General features: G+C 62.3%; 12 protein-coding genes and 1 pseudogene. 2 read left to right on the forward strand and 11 right to left on the reverse strand.

Features of this window, described 5'->3' with window-relative positions:
- The first annotated feature begins 41 nt into the window (after positions 1 to 41).
- Positions 42 to 317, forward strand: coding sequence for a peptidylprolyl isomerase (locus tag PMI31_RS02100; protein ID WP_007933743.1), 276 nt, complete (start codon positions 42 to 44; stop codon positions 315 to 317).
- Positions 318 to 458: 141 nt separating this feature from the next.
- Here PMI31_RS02100 and PMI31_RS02105 read toward each other — a convergent pair whose 3' ends face one another.
- From PMI31_RS02105 to PMI31_RS02140, 8 genes are all read right to left on the reverse strand, one after another.
- Positions 459 to 1,391: a sugar kinase gene (locus PMI31_RS02105; protein WP_008015902.1), complete on the reverse strand. Its 933-nt coding sequence runs from the start codon at positions 1,389 to 1,391 to the stop codon at positions 459 to 461.
- Between the two features lie 73 nt (positions 1,392 to 1,464).
- The gene (locus PMI31_RS02110) at positions 1,465 to 2,682 is read right to left on the reverse strand and encodes an amino acid deaminase (RefSeq protein WP_008015903.1); all 1,218 of its coding nucleotides are present in this window, start codon (positions 2,680 to 2,682) and stop codon (positions 1,465 to 1,467) included.
- Between the two features lie 39 nt (positions 2,683 to 2,721).
- Positions 2,722 to 3,486 carry an IclR family transcriptional regulator gene (locus PMI31_RS02115; RefSeq protein ID WP_008015904.1) on the reverse strand — a complete coding sequence of 255 codons (765 nt, stop codon included), beginning with the start codon at positions 3,484 to 3,486 and terminating at the stop codon, positions 2,722 to 2,724.
- A 144-nt stretch (positions 3,487 to 3,630) separates the two neighbouring features.
- Entirely contained in the window at positions 3,631 to 4,020 is a 390-nt protein-coding gene (locus tag PMI31_RS02120; protein WP_008015905.1) for a RidA family protein, read from the reverse strand.
- A 30-nt stretch (positions 4,021 to 4,050) separates the two neighbouring features.
- A complete protein-coding gene (locus PMI31_RS02125) occupies positions 4,051 to 4,845 on the reverse strand; it encodes an amino acid ABC transporter ATP-binding protein (RefSeq protein ID WP_008015906.1) in 795 nt (264 codons plus the stop codon).
- Positions 4,842 to 5,504 carry an amino acid ABC transporter permease gene (locus PMI31_RS02130; RefSeq protein WP_008015907.1) on the reverse strand — a complete coding sequence of 221 codons (663 nt, stop codon included), beginning with the start codon at positions 5,502 to 5,504 and terminating at the stop codon, positions 4,842 to 4,844. The genes PMI31_RS02125 and PMI31_RS02130 overlap by 4 nt, the downstream gene beginning before the upstream one ends.
- 8 nt (positions 5,505 to 5,512) lie before the next feature.
- Positions 5,513 to 6,175 carry an amino acid ABC transporter permease gene (locus PMI31_RS02135; RefSeq protein ID WP_008015908.1) on the reverse strand — a complete coding sequence of 221 codons (663 nt, stop codon included), beginning with the start codon at positions 6,173 to 6,175 and terminating at the stop codon, positions 5,513 to 5,515.
- Positions 6,176 to 6,227: 52 nt separating this feature from the next.
- Complete coding sequence (locus PMI31_RS02140) at positions 6,228 to 7,076, reverse strand: transporter substrate-binding domain-containing protein (RefSeq protein ID WP_008015910.1); 849 nt, start codon at positions 7,074 to 7,076, stop codon at positions 6,228 to 6,230.
- 317 nt (positions 7,077 to 7,393) lie between these two features.
- Here PMI31_RS02140 and PMI31_RS29640 point away from each other — a divergent pair.
- Positions 7,394 to 7,699, forward strand: a pseudogene (locus PMI31_RS29640) (2,4-dienoyl-CoA reductase); the annotation flags it as partial.
- 97 nt (positions 7,700 to 7,796) lie between these two features.
- Here the strand turns inward: PMI31_RS29640 and PMI31_RS02150 are convergent.
- The 3 genes from PMI31_RS02150 to cobN form a co-directional block, all read right to left on the reverse strand.
- Positions 7,797 to 8,342 (reverse strand): vWA domain-containing protein, encoded by a 546-nt coding sequence (locus tag PMI31_RS02150; RefSeq protein WP_008015912.1) that lies wholly within the window; start codon positions 8,340 to 8,342, stop codon positions 7,797 to 7,799.
- 119 nt (positions 8,343 to 8,461) lie between these two features.
- Positions 8,462 to 9,469 carry an ATP-binding protein gene (locus tag PMI31_RS02155; RefSeq protein ID WP_008015913.1) on the reverse strand — a complete coding sequence of 336 codons (1,008 nt, stop codon included), beginning with the start codon at positions 9,467 to 9,469 and terminating at the stop codon, positions 8,462 to 8,464.
- 152 nt (positions 9,470 to 9,621) lie between these two features.
- Positions 9,622 to 13,464, reverse strand: a complete 3,843-nt coding sequence (gene cobN / locus PMI31_RS02160) for a cobaltochelatase subunit CobN (protein ID WP_008015914.1) — start codon at positions 13,462 to 13,464, stop codon at positions 9,622 to 9,624.
- Positions 13,465 to 13,467 lie beyond the last annotated feature (3 nt).

Consider the following 13,467-nt stretch of genomic DNA (forward strand, 5'->3'; position numbering starts at 1 on the left):
ACTGCCACCCACATAGCCACCACCGTTGCAAGGTACCGCCCATGAAAGCTCAAGCCCGCCATATTCTGGTGAAAACCTCGGAAGAAGCCGAGCAGCTCAAACAACGCATCGCCAAGGGTGAAGCGTTTGATGTGCTGGCCAAGAAGTATTCGACCTGCCCATCGGGCAAGCGCGGCGGTGACCTCGGCGAAGTACGGCCGGGGCAGATGGTCGGCGCGATCGACGCGGTGATCTTCAAGAAACCGCTGCGGGTGGTGCATGGGCCGATCAAGAGCAAGTTCGGGTATCACCTGGTGCAGGTGTTTTACCGGGATTGATGCAGTTGGCTTGAGGGCCCTATCGCTGGCAAGCCAGCTCCCACAGGACCGGTGCCATGGCCGCAATCTATGGCAACTTGCAATCCCTGTGGGAGCTGGCTTGCCAGCGATCCGATGGCTCAGCCAGCGGCCCTTCAACGCTTACTTGGGAATCAACGCCCCCGGCACCTGAATCACCCGGCTCGCCAACCGATGCCCGGCCTCGGCGGCTTCCCCGGGGCTACCGCCCTTGAGCCGCGACGCCAGATACGCCGCACTGAACGAATCCCCCGCCGCCGTGGTGTCCACCACCCGCTCGACCTTCTGCGCCGGCACTTCGAACGACTCGCCCGTACAACGAATCAGGCAGGCTTGAGCGCCGCGCTTGAGCACCACCTCCGGCGTCCCGATCTGCTCATACGCGGCAAACACCGCGTCACAATCGGCATAACCGAACAGCGCCTGCTCGTCATCCACTGTCAACAACGCCAGGTCGACATACGGCAGCACACGGCGATACGCCGCCCGGGCGTCCTCGAGCGAGACCCACAGCCGTGGCCGGTAGTTGTTGTCGAACACGATTCGCGCATCACGCTGGCGGGCTTCGATCAGTGTTTCCAGCAGTTTTTCCCGGCCTTGCTCGCCGAGTACCGCCAGGGTGATGCCGCTGAAGTACAGCACGTCGTAATCCGGCAGCGCCGCCAGGATCGGCTCGGCGGCCGGCGTCGTGAAGCAATCGCGAACCGCTGCTTCATTGCGCCAGTACAGAAAGCGCCGCTCGCCCGCCGCGTCAGTCTGGATGCAATACAAACCCGGCAGACGTCCGGGCAGGCGCTGAACCATGCCGAGCCCGATGTTTTCCGCAGCCCAACTCTGGCACATCGCATCGCTGAAACTGTCATCGCCCAGGGCGGTGACGTAGTCCACGGTGCCGCTCGCCCCCAGTTCCCGGGACAGATACACCGCCGTGTTCAAGGTGTCGCCACCGAAGCTCTGTTGCAGGCTGCCGTCGGCGCGATGCTGCAACTCGATCATGCACTCGCCGATCAGGGCGATGCGTGGGGTGTCGGGGCCGAGGGTGTTGATGGTGTTCATTGTTGTGGAGTCTCTGGTATTGCGATGTTGTCTGGATGGCCTGCTCGCGAAGGCCACGCCCCGGTCCTGAACCTTAGAAACAGGTTTCCATGGTCTCGATGACATTCAGTTGCTCGTCCACCAGACAGCCGATGCGCCACTTGTCGAACGTCAGGCACGGGTGCGATGTGCCGAACGAAATGATGTCGCCCACCCGCAGCTCAACCCCTGGCGCCACGGTCATGAACGCATGCTGGTCCATCACCGCAGTGACTTTGCAGGCACTCACATCATCGCCGCTGGCCGGCACCACGCCAGCCTTGTAACGCAGCAACGGCACCGGCAAACCGGCGTCGTAGGCCACGTCGCGTTTGCCCAGGGCAATCACCGCAAACCCTGGCTCCGGCAACGACTGCACATGCGCCCACACCTCCAGCGCCGGACGCAGGCCTTCGTGCAGGTCGCTGCGCCGGTCGAGCACGCAGCACTGCGCTTCCTTGTAGATGCCATGGTCGTGAGCCACATAGCTGCCGGGACGCAACACGCTGAGGAAACGTCCAGCGGCGTTCTGCGCTTCGAAGGACTCGGCAATCAGGTCATACCAGGCCGAACCCGATGCGGTGATGATCGGCTTGGCAATGGCAAACGCGCCGCTGTCCTGCAACTGCACCGCCAGACGCACCAGTGACGCAGCGAAATCGCGAATGCCGGTTACGGCGTGATCGCCATGGATCACCCCTTCATAACCTTCGATCCCGGTCAGGGCCAGAGCCGGTTGCGCGGCAATGGCCTTGGCAAGATCAAGCACCTCCTGCTCACTGCGGCAACCGCATCGACCACCCACCACGCCGTATTCGATCATGACGTTCAGGCGCACGCCGCGGGAGGCGAAATAGGCGCCGAGGTCGGCGACGTTGTCCGGGTGATCGACCATGCAATAGAAATCGAACGCCGGATCAGCCAACAGGTCGGCGATCAGCGCCATGTTCGGCGTGCCGACCAACTGGTTGGCCATCAGCACACGGCGCACGCCATGGGCGTAGGCCGCACGGGTTTGTGTGGCACTGGCCAGGGTGATGCCCCAGGCACCGGCGGCCAGTTGGCGACGGAACAACGCCGGGGTCATGCTGGTCTTGCCATGGGGCGCCAGCTCTGCACCGCTGTGACTGACGAACGCCTGCATCCAGCGGATGTTGTGCTCCAGCGCCTCGCGGTGCAGGACCAGCGCAGGCAGGCTGACGTCGCGCACCAGGCTGGCACCGATCGGGGCTGCGCCTTTATCCACGTTGGCAGTATTAGGGGCAGTAGGCATGGTCGAACTCCTCGTTCACGCGGCCGCAGGCAGCCGCTGTTATTCGTTGATGCGACGGGCCAGGCTGTTGGCGCTTTCGATCAGCACCCGGCGGTAGTCGTTGTAGTTGTTCTTGGCATCGGCCCGTGGGGCGACGATGCACAGCGTCGCGATGGCCACGCCGCCAGGGTCTTTGACCGGCGCGGCGAAGCAATGGGTAAAGGTGTCGGCGACGCTATCGAAAGAAAAGAAACCATCGATACCGGCCTGACGAATTTCCTTGAGGAACTGCTCCAGAGGCAAGCGTTCGCCATCGGGCAGGATGAAGTCGTCGTGATCGATCAAGTCGACGATTTCCTGGTCGCTCAAGTGCGCCAGCAACAGGCGCCCGGATGCGGTCCAGGGGATGGGCGCGTTTTCGCCGATGTCCGAGGAAATGCGGAAATGCCGTTCCCCCTCCTTCATCAGCGCAACGGTGTATTTGCGCCCGTTGAGCAGGCACATCTGCGCCGTTTCACGGGTCTGGCTGACGATTTCCTGCAAGGCGTGATCGGCCTCGCGGGTGAGATCGAAATGGCGCAAATGCGCCTGCCCGAGAAAGTACAACTGACGACCGAGGTAGACATGACCGTCCTTGCCCACCGGCTCCAGGATCCGCCGTTCCAGCAGCGAGGCCACCAGTTCGTAGACCGTGGATTTGGGGCTGCCGATGCCGTTGGCGATGTCGTTCGGGCGCAGGGGCTGGCCGATCTCCTTGAGGAAATCGAGGATATCGAACGCCCGGTCCAGACCGCGTGCCCGGCGCTTGATGGTGTCTTCGGTCATTTCAGTGGTTCCCATTCAAAGTGCCGGGAGTTTACCGAGTGTGCGGTGGTGACTGTTAGGCCGCCTTCGCTGGCAAGCCAGCTCCTACATGGGAACGCGGTCACCTGTAGGAGCCGGCTTGCTGGCGATGCAATCACCGCGGCCTCAGGCCTTGTTCTTGTACGCAATGCAGTCGATCTCGACCTTGCAGTCGACCATCATATTCGCCTGAACACAGGCCCGCGCCGGTGCATGTTCAGGTTTGAAGTACTCGGAAAACACCTTGTTGAAACTCGTGAAATCCCGCGGATCCTCCAGCCACACCCCGGCACGCACCACATCTTCCAGGCTAAAACCCGCCTCTTCGAGAATCGCGATCAGGTTCTTCATGGTCTGGTGGGTCTGTTCGACGATGCCGCCAGTAATGATCTCGCCATCCACCGCAGGCACCTGCCCGGAAACGTGCAGCCAGCCATCGGCTTCAACGGCGCGGGCGAAAGGGCGAGGCGCACCGCCAGCGGCGGTGCTGCCGGTGCCGTAACGAGTAATGCTCATGGGTGTTTCTCCTGGTTGAAAATTGAGTGTTTAAAACCGCGTGCTTTTGAGAAATTCAGCGAGACGCGGCGACTGCGGGCGCTCGAACAGTTCCTTGGGTGGTCCCTGCTCTTCGATGCGACCCTGATTCATGAAAACGATCTTGTCCGAGACCTCGAAAGCGAAACGCATTTCGTGGGTCACCAGCAGCATGGTCATGCCGTCTTCGGCCAGGCCCTTGATCACGCTGAGCACTTCGCCCACCAGTTCCGGGTCCAGCGCCGAAGTGACTTCGTCGAACAGCATCAGGCTCGGGTTCATCGCAATCGCCCGGGCTATCGCCACGCGCTGCTGCTGACCGCCAGACAACTGACCGGGAAAGTGATCGCGCCGTTCCAGCAGGCCGACACGCTCCAGCCATTTCTCGGCCAGGGCCACGGCTTCGTCCTTGTGCAGTTTCTTGACCTTGAGCAGGCCCAGGGTGACGTTCTGCAATGCCGTCAGGTGCGGAAACAGGTTGAACTGCTGGAACGCCATGCCGGTCATGGCGCGATGACGGGCAATGACTTTTTCCGGGTGGCGAATGCGTTTGCCGTTGACCTCGTCATAGCCGATGGATTCGCCGTCAAGCAGGATCTGCCCGCCCTGGAATTCTTCAAGCATGTTCACGCAGCGCAGCAGCGTGGTCTTGCCCGAGCCACTGGAGCCGATCAGCGTCACCACGTTGCCGCGCTGCAGGGTCAGGTCGACGCCCTTGAGCACTTCGAGGTGGTCGTAACGCTTGTGCAGGCCGCGAATGTCCAGCAGCGGTTGGCCGTTTTGTGCATTGGATTGAGTCTGAGTCATGGCAAAGCCACCCGCTTTTCAATGTGCCGGCCGAGTAACTCGATGCCGTAGTTGATGACGAAGAACAGGAAACCGGCGAACAGGTAAAACTCCAGGGTCATGAAGGTCCGGGCAATGATCTGCTGGGTACTGAGCAGCAATTCCGCCACACCGATCACCGACAACAGGGTCGAGGCCTTGACGATCTCGGTAGACGAGTTGACCCAGGTCGGCAGGATCTGCCGCAACGCCTGGGGCAACAGCACGTACCCGAGGGCCTGGTAGAACGTCAGGCCGATGGCCTTGCTCGCTTCCATTTGCCCGCGCGGCAAGGCCTGCAACGCACCGCGCACGATCTCGGCGACGTGGGAGCCGCAGAACAGCGTCAAACCCAGCGCACCGGCCTGGAACGCACCGATCTGCCAGCCCAGTGCCGGCGCCATGTAGAAGCACGCCAACACCAGCACGAACACTGGCGTGCCGCGAATCACATCGACATAAAAACGAAACGGCGCGCGCATCCAGAACTTGCCGTAGGTCAGTACCAGACCGGCGACGACGCCAACCAGCGTGCCGAGCAAAATCGCCAGCACCGATACCTGGACACTGGTCAAGAAACCTTGCCACAGCACTTCGCGCGCCACCCACAACTCATGCAACCAACTGGGGGATTCGTACATGGGGCCTCCTATCGGCGAATCGCCAGACGCTGCTCGAGGTAACGCAGCATCATGGCAATGAGGTAACAGGCCGCCACATAGAGCGCCGTGGTCACCAGCCAGGTTTCAATCACCCGGTAGCTCTCGACATTGATCTTGCGCGCGTAATAAGTCAGCTCCGGTACGGCAATCGCCGCCGCCAGCGAGGTGTCCTTGAACAGCGAGATGAAGTTGTTCGACAAGGCCGGCAGCACATTGCGCAGCATCACCGGCACGGTGACGTAGGCCTTGACCTGCCACTCGCCCAGGCCAATGGCCAGGCCGGCTTCACGCTGCCCCTTGGGAATGCTCAGCAGGCCGCCGCGGAACACCTCGGTCAGGTAGGCCCCGGCATACAGCGACAGGGTGATGATGAACGAAGGGATCTTGTCCAGACGAATGCCCAGGCTCGGCAACGCAAAGTAGATCAACAGAATCAACACCAGGATCGGCGTGTTACGGATCACCGTGACATACACCGACGCCAGCACCCGCAATGCGCGATGCTTCGACAGCAAGGCAAACGCCATCATCAGGCCGATCACGCAGCCGATGGCGATCGACACCAGCGCCAGCTCCAGGCCCAGGCCGAGCCCCGCCAGCAGTGTGTCGAAATCGCGCCAGACGGCGGCAAAGTTCAACTGATAGTTCATGGTCGGCAGTACCTTGAACGGGGCGATTCATAACCGCCCCGCTCTCACGGGATCATTGAAATTCGACGGGAAAACCAATTTTTGGCGACGGCAGATCGACACCGAACCACTGCTTGAACGAAGCCGCGTAAGTCGGGAACTCAACGCCGGTCATGGCCTCATGCAGGGTGGTGTTGACGAAATTCAGCCAGTCCTGATCGCCGCGCTTGACCGCACACGCATAGGTCTGCGGGCTCCAGGCGTAGACCGGGCTGCGATAACGGCCAGGGTTTTGCACCATCAGGTATTTCACCGAAGACTGGTCGGTGGCCGCCGCGTCGGCGCGGCCGGAGTTCACGGCCTGGTACATCAGGTCCACGCTGTCGTACTGATCGACCTTGGCCTTGGGCAGCGCCTGATGCACCAGTTCTTCGGCATAGACGTTTTGCAGCACCGCCACGGTCAGGCCATCGCCGGCGGCTTGCATGTCGTCGATTTCCTTGTACTTGCTGTTGGCCGGCAACAGCAGGCCAACGCCTTCGCGGTAGTACGGCAGGGTGAACGCCACTTGCTGGGCACGGCTGGCCGTCACAGTGATGAACTGGCAGCTCATGTCGACCTTGTCGGTCAGCAGGTTGGGGATACGCGCGTCGGACGACTGCACCACGAACTCGACTTTGCTCGGGTCGTTGAACAGCCCCTTGGCCACCATGCGCCCGATATCGATATCAAAGCCTTGCAACTTGCCATCCGCGCCCTGGAAGTGCCAAGGCGCATTGGTGCTGCCGGTGCCTACAATCAGTTTGCCGCGGGCCAGAACGCTGTCGAGCTTACTGTCCGCCGCCTGAGCCACGCCCATGGCAGCGGCGGATGCCGCGAAAAGAAAAACACACGCTTTGAACAACGAAGGTCGGCGATGCATGGCAAGCACTCCAGGGTGATGTTTATTCCGCTATACCGGAACATGGTATGTAACAACGGAATAGACAGCAGAAAGTGTGCCACAGGATGTGGAGGGAATGTCAGGGGGATTGAAATTTGTTTTGAATCAGAGGGATGCGTAAAAACAAAAAAAAAACGTTACCAAACCCACGAAACCCAGACCGCTACCGTTGGCTACAAAGGGCGGGTATCTGCTTCACAACCGGGCGTTTGGAGGGCCGGTACGCTGATGAGCAATCCGTTCTGACCTAGTGCTTGAATGACGCCATCACCCGTTCAGCATTTTCATCGCAGCTCATGCCTTCGGGCCGGGCCGGGCCTGGCATCGGCACCGCCCTGGCCGTGGAAGCGCAATTGGTCAAGCACTGGCGCGAAGGCCAGGACAGCCATCCGCAACTGCCGCCGATCCGCTGGAAGCACAACCCCCTGGCAGCACTGGCGAGCATGGCGGTGGTGAAATTCCAGCTGCATCGCTTGAGCCGTGGGCGCAAAACCTGACCTGAAGTCTCGGCGCTATGGGCGTTGATTCTCGACCAGCTGTACATTGGCAAGCGTACCCGGCAGTACCGGCAGGCGATGGGCACTCGTGGCAACCTCCTGTAGGAGCCGGCTTGCCGGCGAAGGCGTTTTCAATGTTGACGCATGGCTCAAGACCGCTTTCGCTGGCAAGCCAGCTCCTACAGGGATCTTCTGTGCAAACTCAGCCCGGAAGCAGCTCGTCGATATGCCGATATTCCGCCTGCAACTGCGCAGCCAACACCCTGCTGCGCCCAAGCCGGATCGGCCCGCGCTCGATGTCGATCAATAACCCCGAACACTCCAGCGCCGGCAGCAGCGGCCAGTCCTTCAGCCGGCCATCGGTCACCAACAACAACCGCTGCTGCTCTGCCGGAAAGCGCTTTTGCCGTGCGGCAAGCCATCGCCCCGCTTCGCTCAATGCCGCCAGCAACGGCGTGCCGCCGCCCGCACCAAGGCCATCGAGCCACTGACGCAGCCCTGTGGAAGCCTTCAATCCCTGCACCTGCCACTTGGGTGCAGAACCGCTGGCCGTGAGCAGGGCCAGGCGTGCACGCTGGCGATAGGCATCGTCGAACAACTGCGCCAGCAAGCCCTTGGCATCGCTCAATGCCTGATGACGGCGGGTCGATGCAGAGGCATCAACGATCACCAGCCACAGTTCATGGGGCGAGCGAGTACGCAGGTGAAACAACAGATCGTCGCGCTGGCGCGGCCGGCCATTGAGCAATGTGCCGGGCCAGTTGACTGAGCCACTGCGGGTTGCGTGGCGCTTGCCCAGTTTGCCGTGGTCCAGCCGTCCGGCTCGGGGTCTGGCATTCGCCCCCGCGTCAGAGCGAGGGCGAATGCCTATGGCTTTTTTGGCCAGCTCGGCACTTCACGACGTGCGCCGACCGGCAGCACCTGGGCGGGCATGTCGCCCCATTGGCCCTGGCCTTCGCTCGGGTTGGAATGTTGGGTGGATGGCTGCTGCGGTGCCTGGGAAGGTTGCGATGCAGGTGGCGAATGTAAGCGACGACGATGGCGCAAGGCGAACTCGGCGACTGCGTCGATATCTTCCTCGGCGATGGCGTTTGCCCCGCGCCAGGCGGCGTGAGCCCGTGCGGCCCGCAGCCAGACCAGATCGGCGCGCAAGCCATCGACACCGGCGGCAAAGCAGCGTTCGGTGATGCATGCCAGTGCCTGGTCGTCGAGGGGAATGCTTGCCAGTGCATTACGTGCGTTCTGACAACGTTCGCGCAGAGACGCCTGCGCCGATTCCCATTCGGCGCAGAAACGTTGCGGATCGCTGTCGAAATCCAGTCGCCGACGGATGATCTGCCCGCGCTCGGCCGGCGCCGTGTTACCACTGAGGGCGACGTTCAGGCCGAAGCGGTCGAGCAATTGCGGGCGCAGTTCACCCTCTTCCGGGTTCATGGTGCCAATCAGCACAAACTTCGCCGAGTGCCGATGGGAAATGCCGTCACGCTCGACCAGGTTGGTGCCGCTGGCAGCCACATCGAGCAGCAGATCTACCAGGTGATCAGGCAACAGATTGACCTCGTCGACGTAGAGCACGCCGCCGTCAGCCCTGGCCAGTACGCCGGGAGAAAACTGCGCGCGACCTTCGCCCAGCGCCACGTCGAGATCGAGGGTGCCGACCAGGCGCTCCTCGGTGGCACCCAATGGCAATGTGACGAACTGACCACTGGCCAGCAGGTCCGCCAGACCGCGGGCCAGTGTCGACTTGGCCATGCCCCGCGGGCCTTCGATCAGTACCCCGCCGATTTTCGGGTCGATGGCAGTCAGGTACAGGGCCAGCTTCAAATCGTCGGCGCCGACCACGGCGCAGAGCGGGAAATGCGGGGTGTCGGTCATTGTTGAATCTCGGTCATGGTCGGTGATCTCACAGGCGCCCCAATCCCTGTGGGAGCGCGCTTGCCCGCGAAAGCGGTGTTCCAGCCAATAAAGCTGCATCGAATGTGCTGGCCTCTTCGCGGGCAAGCCCGCTCCTACAGGAATTGCGGTGATTAGCCGTCTTCTTCTATATCCAGCAACAAATTCTCCAGGGCCTCGCGGTACTCGCCCGGGTCCTTCCACATCCCGCGTTGTTGAGCCTCGAGCATGCGTTCAGTCATGTCGCGCAAGGCATGGGGATTGTGTTCGCGAACAAAATCCCGGGTGTCCGGGTCGAGCAAATAGGCATCGGCCAACAACGCGTACTGGTAGTCATCGATCAACTGCGTGGTGGCATCGAAGGCGAACAGGTTGTCGACTGTCGCGGCCATTTCGAACGCACCTTTGTAGCCGTGACGTTTAACGCCTTCGAGCCATTTCGGATTGGCGGCCCGGGAGCGGATCACCCGGTTCAGCTCTTCCTTCAGGGTGCGAATCTTCGGCAGGTCCGGCTGACTGTGATCGCCATGATAACTGGCCGCCGCCTCGCCTTTCAGGCTTTCCACCGCCGCGAGCATGCCACCCTGGAACTGGTAGTAATCGTTGGAGTCGAGCAGGTCGTGCTCGCGGTTATCCTGGTTTTGCAGCACCGCCTGTACCTGGCGCAAACGCTGGGTGAACTGTTCACGAGCGGCGGTGCCCTCGTCAGCCCCCCCGTAAGCGTAGCCACCCCAGTTGAGGTAAACCTCGGCCAGGTCTTCGCGGGTCTGCCACAGCCGACCGTCGATGGCGCCCTGCACGCCTGCGCCGTAGGCACCGGGCTTGGCCCCGAAAATCCGCCAGCCGGCCTGACGTCGCGCAGCGTCTTCATCGAGCCCTGTCTGCAACAAGGCTGCACGCTCGGCGCGCACCTTGGCCGCCAACGGGTTGAGGTCGTCCGGCTCATCCAGGTCGGCGACCGCTTGCACCGCCGCGTCGAACAAACGAATCAGATTGGCGAAGGCATCACGGAAGAAACCGGACACACGCAAGGTCACGTCCACCCGCGGACGGTCAAGCAAACTCAGGGGCAGAATCTCGAAATCATCGACCCGCTGACTGCCGGTCGCCCAGACCGGACGCACCCCCATCAACGCCATCGCCTGGGCGATGTCATCGCCGCCGGTGCGCATGGTCGCGGTGCCCCATACCGACAGGCCGAGCTGGCGCAAATGATCGCCGTGGTCTTGCAGGTGCCGTTCGAGAATCAGGTTGGCCGACTGGAAACCGATGCGCCACGCCGTGGTGGTCGGCAGGTTGCGCACGTCCACCGAGTAAAAGTTGCGCCCGGTGGGCAGCACGTCCAGACGACCGCGACTCGGCGCACCGCTTGGGCCAGCCGGAACGAAACGCCCGCTCAGGGCATCGAGCAAACCGCGCATTTCCGCCGGGCCGCAGGCGTCCAGCCTTGGCGCGACCACTTCGCGCAGGCTGTCGAGGATGGCTTGCACCTCAGACCAACCTGCCCCCTGTAGGAGCGAGCTTGCTCGCGATGGTGTGTCAGCCACATTGGTGTCGACTGACACTCCATCGCGAGCAAGCTCGCTCCTACAAGGGCTATTCAACACGTCCGAAATCAACTGCGCGGCAAACAGTTCCAGACGTTCGCGGGTATCCCCCGCCGTGCGCCAAGTCTCGTCGCTGACAAACAAAAGTGATTCGGGACGCGGCCCGCTCCAAGGCTCGGCCAATGCACAATCGAGCGGATCGAACACCAGCTCGAAAGCCTTGGACAACGCCCGCAGCAGACTCGACTGCGCACCACGGCCATCGCCCCTTGGAATGCGCAACAGCGCCAGCAAGGTGTCGATACGCAAACGGCCGGTGGGCGATTCGCCGAACACATGCAGGCCGTCGCGGATCTGCGACTCTTTCAAATCGCACAGGTAAGTGTCGAGGCGCGGCAACCAGATCGCTGCGTCGGCATCGCTGTCGAGTTGCTCGTCCAGTTGCAGTTCACGGTCGATGTGCGTGTCGCGCACCAGTTGCAGGATGTCGCGCTGCAACTCTCGGGCGCGGCGTGGATCGAGCATCTGCGCTTCGTAATATTCGTCCGCCAGCAGTTCGAGGTTGCGCAACGGGCCGTAGGTTTCGGCGCGGGTCAGCGGTGGCATCAAGTGATCGATGATCACGGCCTGAGTGCGACGTTTGGCCTGGGCGCCCTCACCCGGGTCGTTGACGATGAACGGATAGATGTTCGGCAGCGGCCCGAGCAGCGCATCCGGCCAGCAGTTTTCCGAGAGCCCGACGCCTTTGCCCGGCAGCCATTCGAGGTTGCCGTGTTTGCCGACGTGGATCACACCGTGGGCGCCATAGGTGTTGCGCAGCCAGAAGTAGAACGCCAGATAGCCGTGGGGCGGTACCAGGTCCGGGTCGTGGTACACCGCGCTCGGATCGACCTGATAACCCCGGGCCGGTTGAATGCCGACGAAGGTCAGGCCGAAACGCAGGCCGGCGATCATCATTCGCCCGCCACGGAACATCGGATCGTTTTCGGGCGAGCCCCAACGTTCTCGTACCGCCGCGCGGTTGGCTTCGGGCAGTGCGTTGAACATCGTCAGGTAGTCGTCCATGGCCAGGCTTTGTTGGCATGGACGCTGATCGATCGTGTCGAGATCGTTGCTGACCCCGCCCAGCAACTGCTGGATCAGGGTGGTGCCGCTGTCCGGCAGCTCAGCCGGCAACGGATAACCTTCGCCATGCAGTGCCCGCAGGATATTCAGCGCAGCGGCCGGGGTGTCGAGGCCAACGCCATTACCGATGCGACCGTCGCGGGTCGGGTAATTGGCGAGAATCAGGGCAATGCGCTTCTGGGCGTTTGGCACCCGCGCCAGATCGACCCAGCGCCGCGCCAGTTCGGCGACGAAATCCATGCGCTCCGGTTGCGGGCGGTAGCAGACCACGTCGGACTGACTGCGCTCGCTACGCCAGGCCAGGTCCTTGAAGCTGATGGGCCGGCTGATGATCCGCCCGTCCAGTTCCGGCAGTGCGATGTGCATCGCCAGATCGCGCGGGCCGAGGCCCTGTTCACTGGCACGCCAACCTGGTTCGTTGTCCTGGGCGCAAATCGCCTGGATCACCGGAATATTGCGGCGGAACGGCCGCAGGTGCGGTGCTTCCGGGCTGGACTGGGCAAAGCCGGTGGTGTTCAGAATCACCGAGACGCAGGCCTCGTCGAGCCAGTCCTCGACCACGCAAAGGCAGCCGGGTTCTTTCAAACTCGCCAGCGCAATCGGCAACGGATTCAATCCCGCTGCCTGCAAACGTTGGCAAAAAATATCAATGAAAGCGGTGTTCGCCGCCTGCAAATGCGAACGGTAAAACAGCACCGCTGCCACGGGTTGATCGGCGTGCCAGTCGGCCTGCCAGTCGCTCAGTGCGGCAGAATGTTTGTGCGGATGGTAAATCGCCGTGCGTGGCAGGGTTTGCGGTTCGCCCCAGGTGTAATCACGCGCCAGCCAGCGGTTGGCCAGGCAGCGGAAGAAATCCAGGGCGTTGCCCATGCCCCCCTGACGCAGGAACTGCCAGAGCCGGTCGCGATCCTCGGCGCCGACGGTGCTCAGGTCGCTGAGCTCCGGGTCCGGGCGATCATCGCCCGGTACCAGAATGACCTGCACGCCGCGCTGTGACAGCTCGACCAGACGCTCGATGCCGTAACGCCAATAGGCGATGCCGCCGTGCAGTGAAATCAGGATCACCTTGGCGTGATGCAGCACTTCGTCGACGTACAAATCGACCGAGGCATGGTTCTGCACCTGCATCGGGTTGGCCAGGCGCACGCTCGGGTAATCGTCAGGCAACTGCTGCGCCGCTTCGGCGAGCAGCGCCAGGCTGGAATCGCCGCTGCACAGGACCACCAGCTCGGCGGGGGTTTGTCCAAGGTCGGCGATGTTGTCATCCGACACGAAACCGCCGGGCTGGGTCCTGAGCAGGTGCATGGC

It is taken from the genome of Pseudomonas sp. GM55, from assembly GCF_000282395.1.
GTDB lineage: Bacteria > Pseudomonadota > Gammaproteobacteria > Pseudomonadales > Pseudomonadaceae > Aquipseudomonas > Aquipseudomonas fluorescens_CC.

Excerpts from the sequence above, each read along its gene's own strand:
- PMI31_RS02155 (WP_008015913.1), bottom strand. The coding sequence starts at position 9,469 with ATGACCGACACCCCGCATTTCCCGCTCTGCGCCGTGGTCGGCGCCGAC.
- PMI31_RS02125 (WP_008015906.1), bottom strand. The coding sequence starts at position 4,845 with ATGACTCAGACTCAATCCAATGCACAAAACGGCCAACCGCTGCTGGAC.
- PMI31_RS02100 (WP_007933743.1), top strand. The coding sequence starts at position 42 with ATGAAAGCTCAAGCCCGCCATATTCTGGTGAAAACCTCGGAAGAAGCC.
- cobN (WP_008015914.1), bottom strand. The coding sequence starts at position 13,464 with ATGCACCTGCTCAGGACCCAGCCCGGCGGTTTCGTGTCGGATGACAAC.
- PMI31_RS02110 (WP_008015903.1), bottom strand. The coding sequence starts at position 2,682 with ATGCCTACTGCCCCTAATACTGCCAACGTGGATAAAGGCGCAGCCCCG.
- PMI31_RS02105 (WP_008015902.1), bottom strand. The coding sequence starts at position 1,391 with ATGAACACCATCAACACCCTCGGCCCCGACACCCCACGCATCGCCCTG.
- PMI31_RS02130 (WP_008015907.1), bottom strand. The coding sequence starts at position 5,504 with ATGTACGAATCCCCCAGTTGGTTGCATGAGTTGTGGGTGGCGCGCGAA.
- PMI31_RS02115 (WP_008015904.1), bottom strand. The coding sequence starts at position 3,486 with ATGACCGAAGACACCATCAAGCGCCGGGCACGCGGTCTGGACCGGGCG.
- PMI31_RS02135 (WP_008015908.1), bottom strand. The coding sequence starts at position 6,175 with ATGAACTATCAGTTGAACTTTGCCGCCGTCTGGCGCGATTTCGACACA.
- PMI31_RS02120 (WP_008015905.1), bottom strand. The coding sequence starts at position 4,020 with ATGAGCATTACTCGTTACGGCACCGGCAGCACCGCCGCTGGCGGTGCG.
- PMI31_RS02140 (WP_008015910.1), bottom strand. The coding sequence starts at position 7,076 with ATGCATCGCCGACCTTCGTTGTTCAAAGCGTGTGTTTTTCTTTTCGCG.